Origin of the sequence: Blastococcus brunescens (genome assembly GCF_035320885.1) — a bacterium.
Classification (GTDB): Bacteria; Actinomycetota; Actinomycetes; order Mycobacteriales; family Geodermatophilaceae; genus Blastococcus_B; species Blastococcus_B brunescens.
This window is the reverse complement of the sequence record NZ_CP141261.1, coordinates 1338544-1358555: the sequence shown is the minus strand read 5'-3', so window position 1 is coordinate 1358555 and position 20012 is coordinate 1338544. Positions and strand designations below refer to the sequence as shown.

Genomic DNA, 20012 nt, shown 5'->3' with positions numbered 1-20012 from the left:
CGTCCGGCCTGTCGGCGTTCCCCTCGCCGGTATCCGACGCGTGCTCCAGGTACGGAGAGTGGCGCGAGCTGGTCGACGAGGACGACTCGACGGAGGTGCGGTCACTGGCCCCGCAGGCGGGGTCCTCGTGGCGCCGCATCAGAACCCCGCCCCGGCGTCACGCCGCTGGAGCAGGAGCGTCGGGACGGACTGGTGCGGCGAGTGCATGGTTTCCACCATGCGCGCGACGGCCGACCAGCACATCCCATCGACCGGCTGCCGTGTACCCGCCGATCGGCGGGTTCTCCCACCACCCGATCGGTGACTCCCGGGCGTCTAGCGATCCAGCCCGTCACCGTGCGGGGCGCTCCGACGGGGCCTCCGGAGGAGACCGGTGCCACCCACCGGGGCGGGAACAGGTTCTCCGGGAAAGACGGCCTCGACGGTGAAGCCGCCGTCGGCCGTGCGTTCGGCGCGGAACGCACCACCAAGCTGCTCGGCGCGCTCGCGCAGGCCGACGAGGCCGTGTCCACCGCCTGGCGGGCCGGAGTACGGGGGCGCACCCGGCGACGAGTCGTTGCGGACGGTCACGCACAGGGCGGGGCCGGCCGGCGCGATGGTGACCGTGACCGGAGCACCTGGAGCGTGCTTGCCGGCATTGGTCAATGCCTCCTGCACGGTCCGGTACGCCGCCCGCTCGACCGCGTCGGGCCAGCGGAGACCGGCCGTCCGGCCGATGTCGAGGGCGGCATCCTGACCGCTGTTGCGTAGCAGCCGCGGGATGTCGCTGATACGAGGCTGCGGGGCCAGCTCCGGTGCCTCCTCGGCAGGAGCACGAAGGACGCCGACCATCTGCCGGAGCTCGGTGAGGGTCTGCACGCTGAGTCGGCGGATGGTGTCGGCGGCCTCGCGCACGTGGCCGTCCGAGGTCGTGGTGCCCAACGCACCCGCCTGCACGGCGATGAGGCTGACCTGATGGGACACCACGTCGTGCATCTCCCTGGCCAGCCGGGTGCGTTCGTCGGCGAGCACCGTGCGGGACAGCAGTTCCCGCTCCCGCTCCCGGCCGACCGTCAGCTCCTCGAGCCGCTCGGACAACTCACGGCGGGTCCGTGACAGCAGCCCCAGCGCCACCGGCGCCCCGGCGAACACCGCAGCGTAGATGAGGCCGAGCGGGTCGCCGAACAACGCACCCAGATCGGCGCGGTCGAACGGCCACGGGAGGAGATACCCCAGTCCGGCGAGAGCGCCGCACACCGCGATCGGCCAGCGGTTCCTGGTCACCGAGGCCACCGTGTAGAGAGCTGTCAACGGCGCGATGAGGACGTAGCCGCTGAACAGCGCCGGCAGAGTGAGGGCGAAGACCGCGAAAGGATGGCGACGCCGGACGGCGAGGGCTAGGGCGGCCACAACGGACAGGGTCAGCGCGCTCCGGGTGGCGTAGGCGTTGCTGAGCCAGGCGTCGAGCAGCGCCAGGCCCACGAGCGCGGCGTCCACGAGAACCGCACGTGTCCGCGGGGCGACGGTCACCCGCCCTCGTTCTCGGACGGCACGATCCCGGCTTCCTGGGCCACCACCGCCGCCTGCACACGGTTCGCCACGCCGAGACCGGCGAGGACAGCGCTGACGTAGTCCTTCACCGTGGCGGTACTCAAGTACAGGCGGCGCCCGATCTCCGCGTTGGACAATCCGAGCCCGACCAGTCCGAGCACCTCCCGCTCGCGCGGGCTCATCGCTTCGACCCGAGGCACTCTCGCCGGGTGCCCAGTCCGACCGCGGTAGCCCTCGATGACCGTGCGCGTGACCTCGGGGGACAACACTCCCCCACCGCCGGCCAGCGCCCGGACGGCGGCAATCAATTGGGCCGGTTCAGTGTCCTTGAGCAGGAATCCCGCTGCCCCGGCACCGAGGGCCTCGGCGACGAATTCGTCGGAGTGGAAGGTGGTCAGCATCGCGACGACCGGCGGGTCGGGCCAGTCGACCACCTCGCGGAGGACCGCCAGCCCGTCGACCTCGGGCATGCGGACATCCAGCAGCACGACGTTCGGCCGATGTCGACGGATCTCCTGCACGGCCTCCGGCCCATCACAGGTGGCGACGACTTCGATGTCCGCTGCCGAACCCAGGATCATCCGCAGACCGGACCGGACCAGGGCCTCGTCGTCCACCACCATGACGCGGTGCATTCGGTCGCCTCCCAACGCCGTCGGGACTCCATCTTCCACAGAGCCGCGACATCCTCACCCAGACGGTCCTGTGGTCACCGCCGGTGGGCCAACGCGGCAGTCCCCTCGGCGCGCCCCCGCGCGGCTCGGCCTCACCCCGCGACGCCCGTGTCGCCGGTGACCGAGCGGCTGAGCGGCTGAGCACAACTGGCATGGCTGGCGCCCGCAGCCGCCCCACGGCGTTACGCGACGTCAGCCGACCGGACCGCCGACGCGCTAACCGATGCGGCGGATCGCCACCACCATGCGCCGACGACGATCGCCGCGACGAGCAGCACTCCGGCCATGATCGCGATGGTGCCGGTGTTCGACTCGTCGTCGGCAGAGCCTCTAGCGGTTGCGAGCTCCGAGGTCGCGCTGGGCGCGACCTCGGTCGACAGCGCCGGACTGCTCGGCGCACGCGTGGTGGCCTCTGGCGGGGCGGGGGCGACGGACAGCGTCGGCGCGGGCATCTCGGGATCCGGCTGTCGCGAGCAGGAGGCCGAAGGCGGCGGCGACGGTCGCTGCTCTTGGTGGCCACGGGACATCGGTCGTCGCTGGCGTCCATGGTTCTCGATGTGACCTGATCTATTATCTCTTTATGCACGCAGATAGCGAGACTTGCCGCCGATCTCTGCCTGATGACCACGTTGACCTCGCTGTCGAGGCGTTCCGGATGCTCGCCGATGGCACCCGCGTGCGCATCCTGTGGGCACTGATCGGACGCGAGCTCTCGGTGAACGAGCTGGCCGCCGAGGTCGGCAAGCTGCCGTCGGCCGTCTCGGCCCACCTTGCGAAGCTGCGCATGAGCCGGACCGTCGCCACCCGCCGCGAGGGGACCCAGGTGTTCTACCGGCTGGAGAACGAGCACATCGGTCAGCTGGTCACCAATGCCATCCACAACGCCGAGCACGCCGGACCAGACGTGCCCGGCCATCACCTGGCCGATGCCGACCTGGCCACGCTGCACGACCGAGCCGCAGGGGCGTGACATGAGCGAGCACGAGCGCCACGACCTCGGTCGCGCCCACCGCCACGACGACGACCACGGGCACGACGATGACCACGGGCACGACCACCCGGCGAGAGCGTTCGGCTGGCTGAGCGGGCTGTTCCATCCGCACAGCCACGACGCCGCCGACTCGGTCGACTCTGCGCTCGAATCCTCCGCGCAGGGCATCCGGGCCGTGAAGATCAGCCTCGTCGCGCTCGGCGTGACGGCCGGCCTGCAGGTGCTGGTGGTGGTGGTCAGCGGCTCGGTGGCGCTGCTGGCCGATACGATCCACAACTTCTCGGACGCGCTGACCGCCGTCCCTCTCTGGATCGCTTTCGTGATGGGTCGCCGGACGGCTACCCGCCGGTACACGTACGGCTACGGGCGGGCCGAGGACCTGGCCGGACTCTTCATCGTCGCCATGATCGCCGGGTCCGCCGTGTTCGCCGCGGTCGAGAGCATCCGCCGCTTGCTCGACCCGGCGCCCGTGGAGCACCTGGGCTGGGTCGCGCTGGCCGGACTGATCGGCTTCGCCGGCAACGAGCTGGTCGCCGTGTACCGGATCCGGGTCGGCCGGGCGATCGGCTCCGCGGCTCTGGTCGCGGACGGCCTGCACGCCCGTACCGACGGGCTGACCTCGCTGGCGGTGCTGGCCGGAGCCGGGGGCGTGGCGGCCGGGTTCCCCTTGCCGACCCGTTGATCGGCCTGGTGATCACGGTGGCGATCCTGGCGGTGCTGCGCACGGCCGCCCGGGACGTGTACCGCCGGTTGATGGACGCCGTGGACCCTGCCCTGGTGGACGAAGCCGAGCGGTCGCTCCTGGCCACTCCCGGCGTGACAGCCGTCCGAGCAGTCCGTATGCGATGGATCGGCCATGCTCTGCACGCCGAGGCGGATCTGGACATCGACGGGACCGCGAGCCTCAGCGACGCGCATGCTCTCGCCCACGACGCGGAGCACCGCCTGATCCGGGCGCTGCCGAAGCTGCGCACCGCAGTGATCCACGCGTATCCGGCGGTTCAGCACGAGACCGCCGTACGGTGACCGATCGGCGGACCGGTGCGGCGCCCTCCGGCACGGTCCGCCCGGCCTACGTCCAGTCCCTCTCCGCGGTCCGACTCCGCGGAGTGATGAAGCCGATGTCGGCCTCGCAGGCGTGGAGCGGTCACGTCCGGCCGCACCGGGCACCCCGCTTTCCGGCCCGCGGCCGGCGCGGCCAGCAGCGCCCATGCCGGCGGACGGCCGACGCCGGTTCGCACCGGCGATGCCGGCTGGATCACCGCGCGGCGAGCCGTAGCCGGGTGGCCCGGTAGGCGATGCCCACGACGAAAGGAGGAGGCCGCCGACCACGGCCTTCCACGGCAGGGTGGCGACCAGCACCAGGCAGCCGACGGCGCCGAGAACCTGCAGCGGCCGGGGAAGCGGCGGTGCGCGCGGTCCTGGGTGAACGCTGCTGTGTTGGCCACGAAGTAGTACAGCAGCACCCCGAACGAGGAGAAGCCGATCGCTCCGCGCAGGTCGACGGTGAGCACCAGCAGGCAGACGAGCACGGCGAGGGTGACCTCGGCGTGGTGTGGCACGGAGAAGCGCGGGTGCACCGCGGCCAGGTACCGGGGAAGGTCGGTCTCACGGGCCATCGCCAGGCTGGTGCGCCCCACCCCGGCGATCAGCGCCAGCAGCGCCCCGAGGGCGGCCGCGGCTGCGCCGACGCGGACCACCGGCTCCGCCCACGCCCAGCCGCTGGCGTCGACCGCCGCGGCCAGCGGTGCGGGCGTGCCGGCGACGCCGTCGGGACCGAGAGCGGCCAGCACGGCCACGGCGACCACCGCGTAGACGACGACCGCGATGCCCAGTGCCAGCGGGATCGCCCGCGGGATGGTCCGCTCCGGATCGCGGACCTCCTCGCCCATGGTGGCGATCCGGGCGTAGCCGGCGAATGCGAAGAACAGCAGACCGGCCGACTGCAGCACCCCGTACACGCCGCCGTCGAGGCCGGCCCCCACCGCCAGTCCGTCGGCTCTGGCCTCACCGCCGAGCAGCGTCGCGGTGACCGCGACGGCCAGCGCGGTGAGGACGACGGTGACGATGATCCGGGTCAGCCCGGCGGTGCGGGTCACGCCCCGGTAGTTGACCGCGGTCAGCCCCAGCACCGCGACGATCGCCACCGGCTTCTGCCAGCCCGACGGTGCGGCGTACGCCGCGAAGGTCAGCGCCATCGCCGCGCAGCTGGCCGTCTTGCCCACCACGAATCCCCAGCCGGCGAGGAATCCCCACCAGTCCCCCAACCGCTCACGGCCGTAGACGTAGGTGCCGCCGGAGGTCGGGTACTGCGCGGCCAACTGCGCCGACGCCGTCGCGTTGCAGTAGGCGACGACCGCCGCGATCGCCAGGCCGATCAGCAGGCCGGCCCCGGCAGCCTGGGCCGCCGGCGAGAAAGCGGCGAACACCCCCGCCCCCATCATCGAGCCCAGCCCGATGACCACCGCGTCGGTGGTCCCGAGCCTGCGGACCAGATGCGGACCGGCGTTCATGGCAGTTTCTCCTCGCGCTCGTGGCCGGTGACGACGATGACCTGTGGCTGGTGACGATCTGACCGGGTCAGGCTTCTCCTCGATCGACCCTGCGGGCTACCGGCATCGCGGCTCAGACCGCACCGGATGCGACGCCGAACCAGGCACCGGCGCCCACGCCCAGGAGGAGCGAAGCCACGGCAGCCGCGTGGAGGATCAACACCGGGCCGCGCTGGACCTTCTGCGCCGTGCCTGCCGCGGTGCTCGGACCGCCCCCGGTGCGCCCTCCCCGCGAACGGTGCTGCCGCACCACCAGCGAAGGCGGGGGCGATCCACCGCAGGTAGTAGTAGAGACTCGCCACGGTGTTGATGGCCGCCACCACCACCAACCAGGCGAGCCCGCCATCCCAGGCCGCCGCGAAGACAGCGAGCTTGCCGATGAACACCGCCGTGGGCGGAGTGCCGACGAGGCCGAGCAGGCAGACGACGAGGCCGACGACGAGCCATCGATGGTGTCCGACGGCGGTGGCCCAGTCGGTGGTCGTGCGGGTCGCGGGGGCTGCCGCGGCGGCGGCGAAGGCGCCGATGTTGGTTACCGCGTAGCCGGCCAGGTAGATGGTCAGGGCCGGAACGGCGAGGTCGGTACGGGCCGCGACGGCGACGACCATGAACAGGTAGCCGACCTGACTCACCGTGGAGTAGGCCAGCAGCCGCAGAACGTCGGTCTGGTTGAAGGCGGCCAGGTTGCCCAGGGTCATGCTGACCGCGGCGATGACGGCGACCAACAGGGGCACGTCGAGGGGACGTCGGCGAAGGGCTCTGCCAGCAGCCGGAATGCGGCGGCGACCGCGCCGATCTTGGGGATCGTGGTGATGTAGGCGGCCATCGGAGGCGTAGTGCCGGCGGTCACGTCGGGAACCCAGAAGTGCACCGGGACCGCACCGGCTTTGAAGGCGACGCCGGCGAGGACGCCGAGGATGCCTACCGCGAGCAGGCTCGGGGAGGCTTGCGGGAGCAGCGCGGCGAGGTCGGCGTAGCCGGTTGTACCGGCGGCAAGCACCAGGGCCGCGACGCCGACCAGCATCAGCACACCCACGAAGGCACCCATGAGGTAGTACTTCATCGTCGCTTCGACACCCGCGGAGTCCTTGGCGAAGCCGGCCAGCGCATAGAGCGGGACGCTGGCCAGCAGGTAGCCGGCGACCAACAGCAGCAGGTCGCCGCTGGCGGCCAGCGCGATGCTGCCGAGCCCACCGAGCAGCATGAGGACGTAGGCCTCGGTCTCCCGCGGATGTCCGGCCAGCGAGGCCGACGCCAACCAGACCAGGACAGCCACACCGAGAGCGACCACGATCCGGACGACTCCGGTGGTGGTGTCGACGACCCAGGTGCCCTCGAACACCCGCTCCGCGGGCTCGGACAGCGCGACGGCAGCGGCGATCGCACTGGCCAGGCAGGCGGCGGTGACCAGGAGCCGAACCCGCCACTGCCGGTGCTGCGGCGTCCAGAGGCCCAGCAGCAGGCCGCCGACCGCGCCGAGGAGCAGGAGCAGTTCGGGGAGCAGGGCGAGCACCCGCTCCCCGCCCCCGACATGCCGGTCACCGGCTCACCAGCTCCACCACCGCCATGGCGGCCGGCTCCAGCACGTCCAGCAGGGCACGCGGGAGCAGGCCCAGCACCAGGGCGAGGAGGAGCAGCGGGACGATCGAGGCCATCTCGTGACCGCGCAGGTCCTGCATCCGGATCGCTGTCCGCGGCCGGATGGCGGTCGCCGTCCCGCCGTCCGCCCGCGCAGGATCCGGGCCCTCCCCATCGTCTCGGGGTCTGCCTCGGGCGGGACGACGGTGTCGCCGGTGAGCAGCCGCTGCAGCGCGAGCAGGAACAGCCCGGCGGTGACCAGGATGCCGACGACGGCGATCACGGTGGCCACCGGCGCGGCCTGCAGGGCTCCGGTGAACACCTGGAACTCGGCGATGAACCCGGAGAAGCCGGGCAGCCCCAGGGAGCCGAACGCCGCCACGGCAAGACAGGCGGCGAAGACCGGTGCCGGTCGCGCCAGGCCGCCCCAGCGGTCGAAGGCGTAGGTGTGCCCGCGGGACCACAGCACCCCGCAGAGCAGGAAGAGCGCGCCGGTGAGGAGGCCGTGGCTGACCATCTGGTACATCGCGCCTACCGTGGCCACGGTTCGCGCTCCCTCGTCGGCGGAGGCGACGAGGCCGGCCGCGCCAAGGCCGAGGAGCACGTAGCCCATGTGGTTGACCGAGGTGTAGGCGATCATCCGTTTGACGTCGGTCTGGGCGAGTGCGACGAAGGCGCCCCACAGCACGCTGATCACGCCGACGACGACGGCGATCATGGCCCACCGCTGCCAGGCGTCGGGGAGGATCGGCATGGCGATCCGCACGAATCCGTAGGTGCCGAGCTTGAGCAGGATCCCGGCGAGCACAGCGGACCCGGCGGCGGGGGCGTCGGTGTGCGCGTCGGGCAGCCAGGTGTGGAACGGGAACAGCGGCGTCTTCACCGCCAGCCCCAGGCCGATCGCCAGCAGGACCAGGCCGCCGGCGACCGGGGAGTCCGCGAGCGGCGGGTTCTGCGCCAGCGCCACCATGTCGAAGGTGCGCTCCTCGCTGCCGAGGAACAGTCCGATGAAGCCCACGAGCAGTGCCAGTGACCCGATGAAGGTGTAGAGGAAGAACTTCAGCGCGCTGCGCCGGGCGTTGCCGTGGCCCCAGCCGGCGATGACGAAGTACATCCCGACGATCGACAGGTCGAAGAAGACGAAGAACAGGATCAGGTCCAGGGAGGCGAACGTGCCCAGGCAGGCGGTCTGCAGGAACAGGAACAGCGCGGCGTAGGTGTGCGGCCGGTCCGGTTCCCGGAGTGAGTAGATGGCGCAGGCCAGGAACAGCACCCCGGTCAGGGCCAGTAGCGGCAGGGAGAGCCCGTCCACGCCGACGTGGTAGCCGGCATCGACGGTCGGGATCCACTGCACGTCGGCCTCGTAGGCCAGGCCGTCCACGACTCCCGAGGCTCCCTCGCCGGGCTCGAAGCGCCACCACATCCAGCCGACCAGCGCCAGGTCGGCGGCGGAGGCAGCCACCCACAGCCCGATCGCCGCGCGACTGGGGATCCTCGGGACTGCCAGCAGCACACCGGCAGCCAGCAACGGCAGGAAGATCACGACGGTCAGCAGCACGACTACCTCACCACGAGCAGGAGGACGAGCAGGACACCCAGGCCGACGACGGCCTGGGCGTAGTACTGGTGCAGCAGCCCGGTCTGTGGACGGCGGGCGGCGCTTCCCGCGCGGCGGAACGCCCGCGCCGTCCCGCGGACGAGGCCGTCCACCACGCCGGTGTCGATCCGCGCGGATCCGGCCGCTGTGCGGCGGGTCGCCGAGGCGACTCCCGTCACCGCGCCGTCCAGGACGCTGTCGTCCGCCCGGGATGCCATGCCAGCGAGCCGGCGCGCGCTGACGGCCATCCCCATGACGGCCCGGTCGATCAGCTTGTCGTCGATGACTGCCAGAGCGCGGGCGACAGCCATGGCCGGCCGGGGCGACAGCAGTCGTCCCAGCCCGGCCCACGAGGCGAGCGGACTCCGGGAGAGCTGCTCCATGACGGCCGGGCGGGTCCGGATCACGGCGACGGTCAGCCCCAGGGCCACCAGCGCGAGCGTCCCGGAGAGCAGCAGCTCCCCCAGCCCCGGGGACGGTTCCCCTCCGCGTCCAGGACCGCCTTGAGTTGCTCTGCCACGGCCGGCAGCGCGAGCACACCCAGCCCGGCGGCGAACGCGGCCAGCACGCCGGCGACGACCGTGGTCAGGGGCGGGACGCGCCGGGTGCCCGGCTCCTCCTCGTCGAACGCCTCGCCCCCGCCGGCCGGGCGAGGACGACGGCCAGGATCCGACCGGCGTAGATCGCCGAGACAGCGGCGGCGGCGAGGCCGACGATGTGCAGCGCCGTTCCGTCGACGCCGGCGAGTACCTCGTCCTTGGTGGCCCACAGCGACAGCGGCGGGACACCGGCCAGGGCGAGGGCGGCGACGGTGGCCGCGGCTCCCATTCCCGGGAACCGGCGGGCGGCGCCGCGGAGACCGGCCAGTTGCTTGGTGCCCAGCGCGGTGAGCCAGGCGCCGGCCGCGACGAACAGGCCGGCCTTCACCGCTGCGTGCGCGACCAGCTGCGCCGTGCCGCCTGCGGTGGCGCCCACCCCGGCGGCGAGGACGACGAAGCCGATCTGCGCGGCCGTGCTGGCCGCGAGCAGCTGCTTGAGGTCGGTCTGCGCCACGGCCACCGCGCCCAGCAGCAGTGCGGTCAACGCACCGGCCCACGCTGCCGCCGTCGCGGCCCATCCCGTCGCGGCGAGCAGGGGCTGCATCCGGATCAGCAGGTAGCCGCCGGCGGCCACCATCGTGGCCGAATGCAGCAGCGCGCTCACCGGGCTCGGTCCCTGCATCGCGGCCGAGAGCCAGGCGGAGAAGGGCAGCTGTGCGGACTTGCCGAGTGCGGCGACCAGTACGCCGGCGGCGGCCAGGTCCGCCCAGCCCCCGTCCGCACTGTTCAGGTCGGCCAGCACCAGGCTCCCCGTGGCTGCCAGCGCCGCGCCGGCGGTGACGTACAGGCCGAGGTCACCGGCCCGGGTGGTCACGAACGCCCGGGTGCCGGCAGCCAGCTTGCCCGACTCGTCCCAGTGGTAGCCGATGAGCGCATAGGAGGTCGCCCCATGACCTCCCACGCCAGCAGCAGCGCGGGCAGGGTGGCCGCGGTGACCGTGGCCAGCATGGCGGCGACGAACAGCAGCAGATAGCCGAAGAAGCGGGCCCGAGCCGCGTCCGCCGGCAGGTCCGCGACGGCGAACACGGTGACCAGCAGGGCGATCCCGCCGACCAGGACCACGAGCACCGCGGAGAGCCCATCTACGACCAGGCGCAGATCTCCGCCGTCGACGATGCCGAGGAACGGCACCGACAGACTCGGTCGGGCACCGGCCACCAGTGCGGCCAGCGCCACACCTGCCACGGCCACGGCCACGGCCAGCGGACCGGCGACGCGGTCGGCCCGCCGACCGGCGACCAGCAGCCCCGCGCCGGTCAGGGCGGGGAGCAGCACCAGGGCGCCGAGGACGGCGCTCATCCGTGCAGGTCCGAGGCCATGTCGATCATGTCGAGCTGCCGGGCTCGGTAGAAGGCGACGGTGACGGCGAAGCCCATGGCCATCTCCACCGCCATGACCACCAGCGCCACGACGACCAGCACCTGGGCGTCGGGCAGCTCCGGCGCGAGGAAGTACCAGGCCGCTCCCCGGCCAGCAGGACGCCGTTGAGGACGAGCTCGAGGCCCATCATCACCATGACGATCGTCTGCTGGGACAACGCCCCGAAAAGCCCGACACCGATCAGGCCGGCGGCGACGGTCAGGACGATCTGCAGCACCAGTTCGGCGGTCATCGGGGCAGTCCCCGGGTACCGGGTCGTCCGGGTGCTCGGCGTCGAGACCCGGGCCAAGACGGTCGTAGCGGCCGCGCGAGGTGGCCAGGACGGTGCCGGCCAGGATCGTGGTGAACAGCCCGATGCCGATCACCAGCATGACGAGCATGTGGCTGCCCATGATGGCCTCGCCGAGCTGGCGGGTGCTGTCGGCCGGGCGGGGGTGTCCCGCGTCGGCCAGTCGATCGTCCAGATGCCGACGACGAGGACGACGAACGCACCCGCACCCGTTCCGGCCGAGCCTTTGGCGTTGTGCACCATCGTCATCGGCATGAGCCCGGCCGGGTTCATCATGAACATGATCATGAAGACGGCCATGATCGCCATCTCGATCGTCATCATCAGCGCCGTCACGACGGCCAGGTAGACCAGGTCGAGGGCGAGCAGGATGCCCGCCACGGCGAGGAACGACGCCAGCAGGGCGAAGGTCGCCCGTGCCATCGAGTCGACGACGAAGACGGCGACCCCGGCGGCGACCGAGAGGACACCGAGGGCGGCGACGGCCGTGATCGCCCAGCCGGAGAGCTCGGTCAGCATCCCGCCCCCTCACGCGTAGAAGCCGTTCAGGACGAGCACGGCGACCACCAGCGCCTGCAGGAGCGTCAGCGGGACGAGGACCATCCAGCCGACCTCCACCGTGCGGTCGGGCCGCAGCACCGGCATCCGTCGTCCCACCCAGATCAGAGCGGCGACGACGGCCAGCGTCTTCAGCAGGTGCCACAGCGGGCCGGGCAACCAGGGGCCGGAGTCGCCGCCGAGGAACAGCGCCGCCGCCATGGCCGCGCTCGCGCCGAGGAAGACGGCGCGACCGGCCTCCACGAGCAGCCGGTCCACCCCGGACAGTTCCGAGGTGACGCCGCCGGCGATGTCCGGGCCGGCGGGTGCGGCGAACGGCCCCCAGAATGCGAAGGCCGCGGCGCTCGCCACGAACACCACGAAGGCGACCGGCATCGTCACCACGAACCACAGATGCTCCTGGGTGGCGAGAATGTCCGTCATCCGCAGGGAACTCGCTGCCAGACCGGCCGTGATGAGCGCGAACATCAGCGGCAGCTCGTAGGCCAGGCCCTGGGCGAGGAACCGGTATCCCCGGTCAGGGCATGGACGGCGTTCGGGCCCCAGCCGACCAGCCACACCGCCGCCCACAGCAACGCCTCCATGGCGTTGAACCACACGAGGTCGGCGCTGGTCGACCACAGCGTCCGACCGCCTACGGGCACCACCGCCAGAGAGAGAGCGCCAGCGTCGGCACGGCAGTGCAGCCGACCCGCCACAGCAGCCGATCCGGCGCCAGAGTCGTCCGCCGCTGCTCGACCAGCAGACGCGCGCTCGAGCGGATCGGCTCGACAGCGGCCCCGGGCGCGCCGAAGACGACGACGCGGTCGACCGCCGTCACCACGACGCCCAGGACCAGACCGACCGCCACGATCCCAAGGACTGCCGGGACCAGCCCCCACGCCTCCGCCACAGTCTGCTCAGGCATGCAGGTGCTCCGGAGCCGAGACTGCGGACACGGGGCTGAGGTCGAGGCTGGCCACGATCAGCCGTGCGCTCCCGATCTCCGCGCCCTCCAACAGCGCCGCGGCGTCGTCCAGTGACATCGCGGGCAAGTCCTCGACCGACTGCCCCGACGCCATGTCGCACCAACGCCTGACCCGGTCCAGGGCGTCTCCCCAGACCCGCGCCTCCCGATGCCGCCGGCCGTCCACGCCAAGGTCCGCGACCGGCTCACCCGCCGCGCCAGGGCCTCGGCAAGCCGTTGCGCCTCGTCTCGGTTGGCCCCCTCGGCCATCCCGTCTCGGGCCCGGCGTGCGTCTCGGGCGGCGGTCGGCCAGCCGGCCACGTCCAGGAAGCGGGCGAGCCGGTCGAGTGCGGCCCGCTGGGAGTCGGACTGCTGCTGGGCGGGTGGGGCGGTGCCGGCGTCGAGCCAGGCCAGTTCTGCGGAGGTGAGGACGTCACCCTGCAGATCCGCCCGCAACACCAGACCCGTCGGCCAGCCCGGCAGTACCGGCCCGAGCGCCACCTTCAGGACGTCGAGTTCGAGGCCGTCCCGATCGGGGCCCGTCATGGCCATGGGCAGCCCGGCGACCTCACCACCGTGGTCCATGCCCTCGTGGTCCATGCCCTCGTCGTCGGCGGTGCCCATGCCCTCGTCGTCGGCGTCCTCGTCCTTGTTCTCGCCGAGCAACGAGGCCGGCGACGGCCGGTCGTCTCCTCTTGCTCCTGATTCGGCTCGCCGGACCAGCGCCGCTCGACCCTCGTCCAGAGCAACGGCGACGTCACCGGGGCGCTGGACGTCCACTCGGTGCCGCGGCTCGGGGACCTGGCTCCACAGCACGCCGACAGCTTTTGCCAGCGCCGGTCCGGGTCCGCCAAGGACGACCAGCAGATCGGTGTCCGCGGGTGACACGGCGCGCCGCCAGCCGCGCCGGTCCAACTCGGCCTCGACGGACCACCGGAGCGTCGTCGCGCCCGGGGCATCGACGAGCAGCACCTGCGGCTTCGCCAGCGCCCAGTTCCGCAGGCGGGCGATCAGGTCCATCGCAGCGCACCTTCACGCCAGACGTAGGTGACACCGACGAGCAGAACGACGAGGAAGCCGAACATCTCGACGACCGCCGCCGCCCCCATGTCCGCAACCACGACCGCCCACGGGTACATGAAGATCATTTCCATGTCGAAGGCCAGGAAGAGGACCGTGACCGCGTACCACCGCGCGTGGTAGCGGGAGACGGCGTGCTGCTGTGGGAGCAGGCCCGACTCGTACGGCAGGACGGCGGCGGGCTCCCGGGCGGTGCGCAACGCCGACGACAGCGCGTACAGCCCGACGATCCCGGCCGCGACCAGGGCAGCCAGCGACAGCAGCGCAATCATGGCGCCCTCCTCGCCTCAACGGAGATGCCGCTGGGAACGGCCGGTGCTGCTGGGGAATCGACAGTGGTCACCCGGACGACCGTCCGGATGTGGCCGACTGTAGGGGCGGTCGGAGATGTTCGCGCGGCGACGATCACCCCGCCTTTGGCAACCGCGCCAGCCTTGACAAACGAACTGTCAGTCGTCGTCTGGCGCCGCGTCTGAGAGGACGACCAACTGGCGGAGGCAGTGCTCCCGCAATGGCTCGGGAAACCCTCGGCCAGGCGGTAGAACACGACGCGCCCCTGCTTCCGGTTGGTCACCAGTCCCGCTGTGCGCAACAACCGGAGCGCGTACCCCACGGCGTCCTCGTTGGCCTCCAGGGCCAGTGCGAGGTCGCCGACGCAAGCTCCTCGACCATGTCGAGCGCGAATAGGACTCGGGCTCGCGTGGGATCTGCCATCAGGCTCAGCACGCTGGTCAGCTGGGCAGCTTCATCCCGACTGGGCAGCCGGGCACGGGCGTGTGCGACACGCTCGGGATCGACCGGATGCGCGTGGTCAGGTTCGGACATCGAGAAACACCTCCGGACCACTCATACCCGTACGGGTCTGCGGGTACCGCCGGATCTGTCGGCGCCAGATCCGGGCGACATCCGAGCCGTCCGGCGCCGCGAATTCGAGGAGACAACCATGACTGTGGCAGCCCAGATGCTCGACACCTACCCCAAGGACCTCGGCGGAGTGGACAAGGAGAAGCTCCTCGAGTGCATCGAGGCCTGCTTCGAGTGCGCCCAGGCCTGCACCGCCTGCGCCGACGCCTGCCTCAGCGAGGACAAGGTCGCCGAGCTGACCAAGTGCATTCGCAGCAACACCGACTGCGCCGACATCTGCGACACGACGGGCCGGGTGCTCTCCCGGCACACCGGCTACGACGCCAACCTCACCCGGGCGGTGCTCGAGGCCTGCGCCGCCGCCTGCAAGGCGTGCGGTGACGAGTGCGAGAGCCACGCCTCGATGCACGAGCACTGCCGCGTCTGCGCCGAGGCCTGCCGGCGCTGCGAGAAGGCCTGCCGAGACCTCATCACGTCGCTGGGCTGACACCGTCCGTTGATCCACAGCCCCGACCGGCTGCCGGACGCCCAGCCAAGGATATGCGGGTTGGGCGCCCGGCCCTGATGTCTCATGAGTCATCGGCGTCGGGCCGACTACGCAGGTCTTCCCCAGCACCGAGAGCCGCCGTCTTCTGGCGTGAGTGCATCCGACGGATAGAGGCCTCGGGGAGCGCGGGGGCGGCACAAGAAGCCGCACCCCGCGGCCCTCAACTCAGCCGCCGAGTTCGTTCAGCAGTTGCTGCATCTCGTTGATCTCGTCGTTCTGCGTCTCGACGATGACCCGAGCCAGGTCGATCGCTTCCTCGTTCGCACCGTCGTCGATCTCGATCTGCGCCATGATCACCGCGCCATCATGGTGCTCGATCATCGACTGCAGCCACATGACGTCGAAGTCGGGACCGGCGGCCGGCATGTCCCCCATGCCCTCCGAACCATGGTCCATGCCGCCGCCGGACCCATGATCCATACCGCCCATGGCACCGGACTCCACCGGCTCTCCCCACTCCTCCAGCCAGCCGGTCATTAGATCAATCTCCGGATCCTGACCGGCCTGGATGCGCTCGGCCAGGTCGAGCACGCGAGGATCGCTGGCGCGCTCCAGAGCCATCTCAGCCATCACCAGGGCACCTTCGTGGTGCGGAATCATCCCCTGCGCGAAGGCGACATCGGCGTCGTTGAACTCTTCGGACACGGTCGCCGCGCTGTCGGCGGAAGTGGTGCTGTCGGCCGCGGTGCCGTCGGCGGCGCCGGAGCAGCCGCCGAGGACGACGATGCCGGCGAGCAGGCCACCGGCGATGCGGACGAGTCGAGCTGTCGTGCGGGTCATTGCGTATCTCCTATCCATGGGATCTGGGCGTGCCTGATCGACCCCGTCCAGCAGGTGCTGGCGGGGTCGGGGCGTTCGGCCTAGATCCGCAGGAGGCAGAGAGCGGAGAGATCCGGCGCAGGGGCGGCCGGTAGCGCTGCCGGCGCCCACGCAGCGAGGGAGGCGGGCCTCGTACGACAAGGGCGGCTCGCCCCGGAACAGCAACGCGACGCTCACCAGCGCCAGAGCCGCGAACACCACAGCCAGGCAGATGGTCCAGAGCTCCGGTCCATGAGTTGGGACGCCGTCAGGAACGGGGTGGAGTGGCGTGGTCGTGTCCGCGCCGATGGCGACGACGTGGTGGCTTCCGTCAGGGAACGCGGTGGAGCCGTCGCCGAGCACGGTGAGAGGAACGGCCGGTGCTGCCACGGTGGCGTGGGCTGAGCCGAAAGATCCGCTCATGCACTGCACCCCGTGCATGGCCAGGACGGCGGCCACGACGAGCAGCGCCCAGATCCGTCGGCCTCGCATGACACCCCGCTCCACACCTCCGACCCGACCGTGCCTGCAGGCTGGGTGGCGGTCACGAAGCTACCCGTTCCGATTGCCCGGACGAGAGCACCGAGCACTCGTGTTTGTCCGGACGACCGTACGGGCATGCGGACGCCGTTCCACGGACGCACAGTCTGCGCACGCACAGGCCCGAACTCCCGCGCAGACTCCGACCACGGCAGCCATGCGTCTGCGGCATGACGGATGCGGCGGGCGGGTCTCGTGGCGAATCGTCGTACGACTTGCGGCGCGCTTGCACCCCCGACGACAGAAGAAGTGGAGATCGGACCCATGGCGACGAAGAAGAGCGACGAGGCGAACGAGCAGCAGGGTCACGGCGGCAAGATGTCGCACGAGACCAAGATGTACCTGCGCTTCGCGGCCATGATCCTGACGTCCATCGTCCTCATGTACTTCGTCATGTTCGTCAGTTCGTGGGAGTGGAGCCACATCCGCTTCAGCCAGAGCCGCGTGTTCATGGCGATCACCATGGGCGGGGTCATGGGCCTGGTCATGCTCGGCTGGATGCTGAACATGTACAAGAACATGAAAGCCAACATCGCCATCGTGGGGGCGAGCCTGCTGCTCCTGGGGTTCGGGGTGTTCCTCGATCGCAGCCAGACGACCGTGCAGGACACCGCCTGGATGCGCGCGATGATCCCGCACCACTCGATGGCGATCACCCGCTCCGAGCGGGCCGAGATCTCCGATGTCCGTGTCTGCCAGCTGGCCGTCGAGATCATCGAGGCGCAGCAGCGGGAGATCGACGAGATGGACTGGCTGATCGAGGACATCGCGGAGAACGGGATCGCCGACACGGTGGAGGAAGCCGAGGCCCGAACGGTTCCCGAGTTCGAGGGTCCGCGCTGCTGGACTGCCCGCCGTCGGACTGACCACGGCATGGCCGGCGCACCCGGGCCGGTGGGTGAGCAGCCTGCCAAGGGGCCCCACCGCTGGAGCAGGAAGCAGCCGGCGGTGCGACCTGGCGGCCGATCGACGAACTCGGTTCTCAGCCCTGAGGACTGATCCCCGCCAACGTGACATCGACCAGCCGCCGGACAGCACCTTCGGACCGCAGGCTCCCCGCAGCCGTCAGAGCGTGCAGGCAGTAGCTCGCGAGCTCGTCTGGTGCCACGTCGTCCCGGAGCCCGTCGGCGGCAGCCACATCCACGAGCAGATCCCGGATCAGATCGACGATCTGCTGCTGCGCGCGGTCGACGTGCTCACCGCGGTGCAGCAGAGCACTGAGCTCCTCGGTGCCATGACGTCCTCGGTGGTGCGCGATGAGGGCATACGCCTCCAGCACGCCCCTCAGTCGCGTGCCGGCGTCGCCGGGTCGGTTCCGGAGCTCGGCCAGGCGACCGAGGTGCTCGGCCACATGGCGCTCATGGCAGGCGAACAGGATCGCCTCGACGTCGGGAAAGTACTTGTACAGCGTCGCGCGGCCGATGCCGGCCTTCTGTGCGATCTGCGACATCGTCACCGCCAGCAGGCCGCGTTCGGTCACCAGCCCCCAGGTGACGTCGAGGATCGTCTCGCGCACGGCATGCCGGTGGGTCTCGATCGTCTCGGTCCACAGCTTCGGCACGGCGGAAGCCTACGATGCGCCGCTGGTCGAACATCATGTGTCGACCGCAGACATAGTGTCTCGATAACCTGCATCAGGTCGACCACTCGGTTGGCCAGAACAGAGGACGCTGACATGGCCGAGACAACTCCCCGCCCAGGCGCCGACCACGGAACGCCGCCGCGTATGCCACGTTGGGTGAAGGTGGCCGCGATCGTCGTCGGTCTGCTGGTCCTGGTGTTCGTCGTCCTGCAGCTGACAGGTATCGGCGGCAAGCACGGTCCGGGACGGCACATGTCCGGAGCATCGATGCCTGACATCGGTACACCAGGCATAGCGCAGGCGTCGGTCGCCACCCTACTCGGATGACCATGCCGCCTCGCCTGCGCAAGGCGGTTCTGACGACACATGTCACGACTTCGGTGGGCTGGCTGGGTGCGGTCCTGGCCTACATCGCTCTCGATGTCACCGCCGTCGTCAGCACGGACGTCGAGCGGGTTCGCGCGGCCTATCTCGCGATGGACGTCACCATCAGCTATGCCATCGTTCCGCTGGCCCTCGCATCGGTGTTCGTTGGGATCGTCAACGCACTAGGCACGTCCTGGGGCTTGTTCCGTCACTACTGGGTCCTGGTGAAGCTCCTGCTCACCCTCGTCGCGACCACGGTGCTCCTGCTCGAGACACAAACGATCCGCTCGCTGGCGGAGGCGGCAGCGTCAGGTGTGGAGCCCCGCGATCTGCCGGGCTCGTTACCGCACTCCGTCGGCGGTGTCGTGGTGCTGTTCCTCATCACGGCCCTCTCGATCTACAAACCTAGAGGCCTCACCCGGTACGGCTGGCGTAAGCAGCAGGAACAGCGGCGTAGCCAACCGGAGCAGCCCATGACACCGGTGGCCTAGTAGTAGTCCAGTCCCCGGACTCGCCGACGACGCCCTCGCTGTGGTCCCCACTACCGCTGTCAGCGTGTTGTCGATCAGCCAGGCCATCGCGAACAGCACCACCCGCGAGGTGGCGATCGTCGCCTGGGATCGCCGGCATCAGGCGCTTGTCGGCGAGCCCACCGCGCCTGCCACGGTCGGACAGAGTGGCCGGTGCCTACGATAGGCGATAGTAGAATTCGGCTTGGCCGGAACCCGGACGGCCAGTAGCTCAGGAGGTCCCGTGTCAGGAGTCCCAGGCCGAGCCGCCCTCGGCTCTGCCATTCTGGTCGGCGGGCTGCTGCTGACCGGCTGCGGCGAGGGCGCCACGGGAGCGGTTGAGGCCTCGTCGGCGGGCGGGGCCCGCGTCACGACGCAGGACGATGGCTTTCACGGCACCCTGATGCAGCAGGCCCAGCCCCGTCCGGACCTGACGCTGCCGACCACCAGCGGCGACCTATTCGACCTGGGCAACCGACCCGAGGACGAGATCACGCTGCTGTTTTTCGGCTACACCCACTGCCCGGACCTGTGCCCGACCACGATGGCCGACCTCTCGCTGGCGCGGGACATGTTCGCCCCGGAGATCCGCGACCGGGTGCAGGTGGTGTTCGTGACCGAGGATCCGGCGCGGGACACCCCGGAGGCACTGCGGGAGTGGCTGGACCGGTTCGATCCGGAGTTCACCGGGCTCATCGGCGGCAACGAGGCCACGGCCGCGGCGCTGCGGGAGCTGTACCTGCCCGAGAGCGCGCAGGTGGCCGACCCGTCGACAGCGATCGTCCACCCGCACGAGGCCGGCGAGCACGCCGGAGAAGCACCCAGGCAGGACGGGGGCGGACACAGTCATGGTGACTACGGGGTCGACCACGCCGGAGCCGTGTACGCCTGGGGGCCCGGGGGCCGGTCGATCGTCTACACCGGCGGAACCACGCCGGACCAGTACGCCGAGGACCTCACCCGACTGGCCGCCGACTGAGCCGGCCGAACCGGCCGCGGCTGGAACGTGCCGCGCGCGAGTGGACCACCGCC

Annotated in this window: 28 protein-coding genes; 8 read left to right on the top strand and 20 right to left on the bottom strand. The window is 70.9% G+C overall.

Annotated features, from left to right (window positions below; genetic code table 11):
* Positions 1-315: 315 nt before the first annotated feature.
* The 3 genes from U6N30_RS09020 to U6N30_RS09010 all read right to left on the bottom strand — a co-directional run bounded on the left by U6N30_RS09020 (position 316) and on the right by U6N30_RS09010 (position 2656).
* Positions 316-1509: a sensor histidine kinase gene (locus U6N30_RS09020; protein ID WP_324277019.1), complete on the bottom strand. Its 1194-nt coding sequence runs from the start codon at positions 1507-1509 to the stop codon at positions 316-318.
* Positions 1506-2153 (bottom strand): response regulator transcription factor, encoded by a 648-nt coding sequence (locus U6N30_RS09015; RefSeq protein ID WP_324277018.1) that lies wholly within the window; start codon positions 2151-2153, stop codon positions 1506-1508. Before U6N30_RS09015 ends, U6N30_RS09020 begins: the two co-directional genes overlap by 4 nt.
* A gap of 233 nt (positions 2154-2386) precedes the next feature.
* Positions 2387-2656 carry a hypothetical protein gene (locus tag U6N30_RS09010; protein WP_324277017.1) on the bottom strand — a complete coding sequence of 90 codons (270 nt, stop codon included), beginning with the start codon at positions 2654-2656 and terminating at the stop codon, positions 2387-2389.
* Positions 2657-2784: 128 nt separating this feature from the next.
* Between U6N30_RS09010 and U6N30_RS09005 the strand changes: the two genes are divergently transcribed.
* The 3 genes from U6N30_RS09005 to U6N30_RS08995 are packed head-to-tail and all read left to right on the top strand — an operon-like array spanning position 2785 to position 4221.
* The gene (locus U6N30_RS09005) at positions 2785-3174 is read left to right on the top strand and encodes an ArsR/SmtB family transcription factor (RefSeq protein ID WP_324277016.1); all 390 of its coding nucleotides are present in this window, start codon (positions 2785-2787) and stop codon (positions 3172-3174) included.
* A gap of 1 nt (position 3175) precedes the next feature.
* The gene (locus tag U6N30_RS09000; RefSeq protein WP_324277015.1) at positions 3176-3877 is read left to right on the top strand and encodes a cation diffusion facilitator family transporter; all 702 of its coding nucleotides are present in this window, start codon (positions 3176-3178) and stop codon (positions 3875-3877) included.
* Positions 3874-4221: a cation transporter dimerization domain-containing protein gene (locus U6N30_RS08995; RefSeq protein ID WP_324277014.1), complete on the top strand. Its 348-nt coding sequence runs from the start codon at positions 3874-3876 to the stop codon at positions 4219-4221. The genes U6N30_RS09000 and U6N30_RS08995 overlap by 4 nt, the downstream gene beginning before the upstream one ends.
* On the opposite strand, the gene U6N30_RS08990 is transcribed toward U6N30_RS08995, so the two are convergent.
* From U6N30_RS08990 to U6N30_RS08920, 15 genes are all read right to left on the bottom strand, one after another.
* Entirely contained in the window at positions 4197-5708 is a 1512-nt protein-coding gene (locus U6N30_RS08990) for an APC family permease (RefSeq protein ID WP_324277013.1), read from the bottom strand. The two genes, U6N30_RS08995 and U6N30_RS08990, sit on opposite strands and share 25 nt — an antisense overlap.
* Positions 5705-6481 carry a proton-conducting transporter transmembrane domain-containing protein gene (locus U6N30_RS08985; protein ID WP_324277012.1) on the bottom strand — a complete coding sequence of 259 codons (777 nt, stop codon included), beginning with the start codon at positions 6479-6481 and terminating at the stop codon, positions 5705-5707. The genes U6N30_RS08990 and U6N30_RS08985 overlap by 4 nt, the downstream gene beginning before the upstream one ends.
* Complete coding sequence (locus tag U6N30_RS08980) at positions 6442-7260, bottom strand: proton-conducting transporter transmembrane domain-containing protein (protein ID WP_324277011.1); 819 nt, start codon at positions 7258-7260, stop codon at positions 6442-6444. The genes U6N30_RS08985 and U6N30_RS08980 overlap by 40 nt, the downstream gene beginning before the upstream one ends.
* 33 nt (positions 7261-7293) lie before the next feature.
* A complete protein-coding gene (locus U6N30_RS08975; protein WP_324277010.1) occupies positions 7294-8883 on the bottom strand; it encodes a complex I subunit 4 family protein in 1590 nt (529 codons plus the stop codon).
* Positions 8884-8885: 2 nt separating this feature from the next.
* A complete protein-coding gene (locus U6N30_RS08970; RefSeq protein WP_324277009.1) occupies positions 8886-9353 on the bottom strand; it encodes a hypothetical protein in 468 nt (155 codons plus the stop codon).
* Positions 9338-9490 carry a hypothetical protein gene (locus U6N30_RS08965; RefSeq protein ID WP_324277008.1) on the bottom strand — a complete coding sequence of 51 codons (153 nt, stop codon included), beginning with the start codon at positions 9488-9490 and terminating at the stop codon, positions 9338-9340. The genes U6N30_RS08970 and U6N30_RS08965 overlap by 16 nt, the downstream gene beginning before the upstream one ends.
* A gap of 17 nt (positions 9491-9507) precedes the next feature.
* Positions 9508-10422, bottom strand: a complete 915-nt coding sequence (locus tag U6N30_RS08960) for a proton-conducting transporter transmembrane domain-containing protein (protein WP_324277007.1) — start codon at positions 10420-10422, stop codon at positions 9508-9510.
* The gene (locus U6N30_RS08955) at positions 10332-10820 is read right to left on the bottom strand and encodes a hypothetical protein (RefSeq protein WP_324277006.1); all 489 of its coding nucleotides are present in this window, start codon (positions 10818-10820) and stop codon (positions 10332-10334) included. The genes U6N30_RS08960 and U6N30_RS08955 overlap by 91 nt, the downstream gene beginning before the upstream one ends.
* A 25-nt stretch (positions 10821-10845) precedes the next feature.
* Positions 10846-11133 carry an NADH-quinone oxidoreductase subunit NuoK gene (locus U6N30_RS08950; protein WP_324277005.1) on the bottom strand — a complete coding sequence of 96 codons (288 nt, stop codon included), beginning with the start codon at positions 11131-11133 and terminating at the stop codon, positions 10846-10848.
* Between the two features lie 129 nt (positions 11134-11262).
* Entirely contained in the window at positions 11263-11709 is a 447-nt protein-coding gene (locus tag U6N30_RS08945) for an NADH-quinone oxidoreductase subunit J (RefSeq protein ID WP_324277004.1), read from the bottom strand.
* Positions 11710-11718: 9 nt separating this feature from the next.
* The gene (locus tag U6N30_RS08940) at positions 11719-12216 is read right to left on the bottom strand and encodes an NADH-quinone oxidoreductase subunit H (protein WP_324277003.1); all 498 of its coding nucleotides are present in this window, start codon (positions 12214-12216) and stop codon (positions 11719-11721) included.
* Positions 12216-12395, bottom strand: coding sequence for a hypothetical protein (locus tag U6N30_RS08935; protein WP_324277002.1), 180 nt, complete (start codon positions 12393-12395; stop codon positions 12216-12218). Before U6N30_RS08935 ends, U6N30_RS08940 begins: the two co-directional genes overlap by 1 nt.
* Positions 12383-12655, bottom strand: coding sequence for a hypothetical protein (locus U6N30_RS08930; protein ID WP_324277001.1), 273 nt, complete (start codon positions 12653-12655; stop codon positions 12383-12385). The genes U6N30_RS08935 and U6N30_RS08930 overlap by 13 nt, the downstream gene beginning before the upstream one ends.
* A gap of 57 nt (positions 12656-12712) precedes the next feature.
* Positions 12713-13714, bottom strand: a complete 1002-nt coding sequence (locus tag U6N30_RS08925) for a hypothetical protein (protein ID WP_324277000.1) — start codon at positions 13712-13714, stop codon at positions 12713-12715.
* The gene (locus U6N30_RS08920) at positions 13705-14046 is read right to left on the bottom strand and encodes an NADH-quinone oxidoreductase subunit A (protein WP_324276999.1); all 342 of its coding nucleotides are present in this window, start codon (positions 14044-14046) and stop codon (positions 13705-13707) included. Before U6N30_RS08920 ends, U6N30_RS08925 begins: the two co-directional genes overlap by 10 nt.
* A gap of 671 nt (positions 14047-14717) precedes the next feature.
* On the opposite strand from U6N30_RS08920, the gene U6N30_RS08915 reads away from it, so the two are divergent.
* The gene (locus tag U6N30_RS08915) at positions 14718-15125 is read left to right on the top strand and encodes a four-helix bundle copper-binding protein (RefSeq protein WP_324276998.1); all 408 of its coding nucleotides are present in this window, start codon (positions 14718-14720) and stop codon (positions 15123-15125) included.
* Between the two features lie 225 nt (positions 15126-15350).
* On the opposite strand, the gene U6N30_RS08910 is transcribed toward U6N30_RS08915, so the two are convergent.
* A complete protein-coding gene (locus U6N30_RS08910; RefSeq protein WP_324276997.1) occupies positions 15351-16442 on the bottom strand; it encodes a DUF305 domain-containing protein in 1092 nt (363 codons plus the stop codon).
* Between the two features lie 345 nt (positions 16443-16787).
* Here U6N30_RS08910 and U6N30_RS08905 point away from each other — a divergent pair, with 345 nt between their 5' ends.
* On the top strand, positions 16788-17522 hold the full coding sequence (locus U6N30_RS08905) for a DUF305 domain-containing protein (RefSeq protein ID WP_324276996.1): 735 nt from the start codon (positions 16788-16790) through the stop codon (positions 17520-17522).
* On the opposite strand, the gene U6N30_RS08900 is transcribed toward U6N30_RS08905, so the two are convergent.
* Positions 17506-18084 (bottom strand): TetR/AcrR family transcriptional regulator, encoded by a 579-nt coding sequence (locus tag U6N30_RS08900; RefSeq protein ID WP_324276995.1) that lies wholly within the window; start codon positions 18082-18084, stop codon positions 17506-17508. The two genes, U6N30_RS08905 and U6N30_RS08900, sit on opposite strands and share 17 nt — an antisense overlap.
* 183 nt (positions 18085-18267) lie before the next feature.
* On the opposite strand from U6N30_RS08900, the gene U6N30_RS08895 reads away from it, so the two are divergent.
* From U6N30_RS08895 to U6N30_RS08885, 3 genes are all read left to right on the top strand, one after another.
* The gene (locus U6N30_RS08895; RefSeq protein WP_324276994.1) at positions 18268-18432 is read left to right on the top strand and encodes a hypothetical protein; all 165 of its coding nucleotides are present in this window, start codon (positions 18268-18270) and stop codon (positions 18430-18432) included.
* A gap of 2 nt (positions 18433-18434) precedes the next feature.
* Positions 18435-18962, top strand: a complete 528-nt coding sequence (locus U6N30_RS08890) for a hypothetical protein (RefSeq protein ID WP_324276993.1) — start codon at positions 18435-18437, stop codon at positions 18960-18962.
* A gap of 421 nt (positions 18963-19383) precedes the next feature.
* A complete protein-coding gene (locus tag U6N30_RS08885) occupies positions 19384-19959 on the top strand; it encodes an SCO family protein (protein ID WP_324276992.1) in 576 nt (191 codons plus the stop codon).
* The last annotated feature ends 53 nt before the right edge of the window (positions 19960-20012 follow it).

Bases quoted from the DNA above. Each gene is read 5' to 3' on its own strand.
- U6N30_RS09000 (WP_324277015.1), top strand. From the start codon at position 3,176: ATGAGCGAGCACGAGCGCCACGACCTCGGTCGCGCCCACCGCCACGAC.
- U6N30_RS09005 (WP_324277016.1), top strand. From the start codon at position 2,785: ATGCACGCAGATAGCGAGACTTGCCGCCGATCTCTGCCTGATGACCAC.
- U6N30_RS08950 (WP_324277005.1), bottom strand. From the start codon at position 11,133: ATGACCGCCGAACTGGTGCTGCAGATCGTCCTGACCGTCGCCGCCGGC.
- U6N30_RS08940 (WP_324277003.1), bottom strand. From the start codon at position 12,216: ATGTTCGCGCTCATCACGGCCGGTCTGGCAGCGAGTTCCCTGCGGATG.
- U6N30_RS08890 (WP_324276993.1), top strand. From the start codon at position 18,435: ATGCCGCCTCGCCTGCGCAAGGCGGTTCTGACGACACATGTCACGACT.
- U6N30_RS08920 (WP_324276999.1), bottom strand. From the start codon at position 14,046: ATGATTGCGCTGCTGTCGCTGGCTGCCCTGGTCGCGGCCGGGATCGTC.
- U6N30_RS08930 (WP_324277001.1), bottom strand. From the start codon at position 12,655: ATGCCTGAGCAGACTGTGGCGGAGGCGTGGGGGCTGGTCCCGGCAGTC.
- U6N30_RS08905 (WP_324276996.1), top strand. From the start codon at position 16,788: ATGGCGACGAAGAAGAGCGACGAGGCGAACGAGCAGCAGGGTCACGGC.
- U6N30_RS08915 (WP_324276998.1), top strand. From the start codon at position 14,718: ATGACTGTGGCAGCCCAGATGCTCGACACCTACCCCAAGGACCTCGGC.
- U6N30_RS08925 (WP_324277000.1), bottom strand. From the start codon at position 13,714: ATGGACCTGATCGCCCGCCTGCGGAACTGGGCGCTGGCGAAGCCGCAG.
- U6N30_RS08885 (WP_324276992.1), top strand. From the start codon at position 19,384: ATGCAGCAGGCCCAGCCCCGTCCGGACCTGACGCTGCCGACCACCAGC.
- U6N30_RS08990 (WP_324277013.1), bottom strand. From the start codon at position 5,708: ATGAACGCCGGTCCGCATCTGGTCCGCAGGCTCGGGACCACCGACGCG.
- U6N30_RS08955 (WP_324277006.1), bottom strand. From the start codon at position 10,820: ATGAGCGCCGTCCTCGGCGCCCTGGTGCTGCTCCCCGCCCTGACCGGC.
- U6N30_RS09010 (WP_324277017.1), bottom strand. From the start codon at position 2,656: ATGCCCGCGCCGACGCTGTCCGTCGCCCCCGCCCCGCCAGAGGCCACC.
- U6N30_RS08945 (WP_324277004.1), bottom strand. From the start codon at position 11,709: ATGCTGACCGAGCTCTCCGGCTGGGCGATCACGGCCGTCGCCGCCCTC.
- U6N30_RS09015 (WP_324277018.1), bottom strand. From the start codon at position 2,153: ATGGTGGTGGACGACGAGGCCCTGGTCCGGTCCGGTCTGCGGATGATC.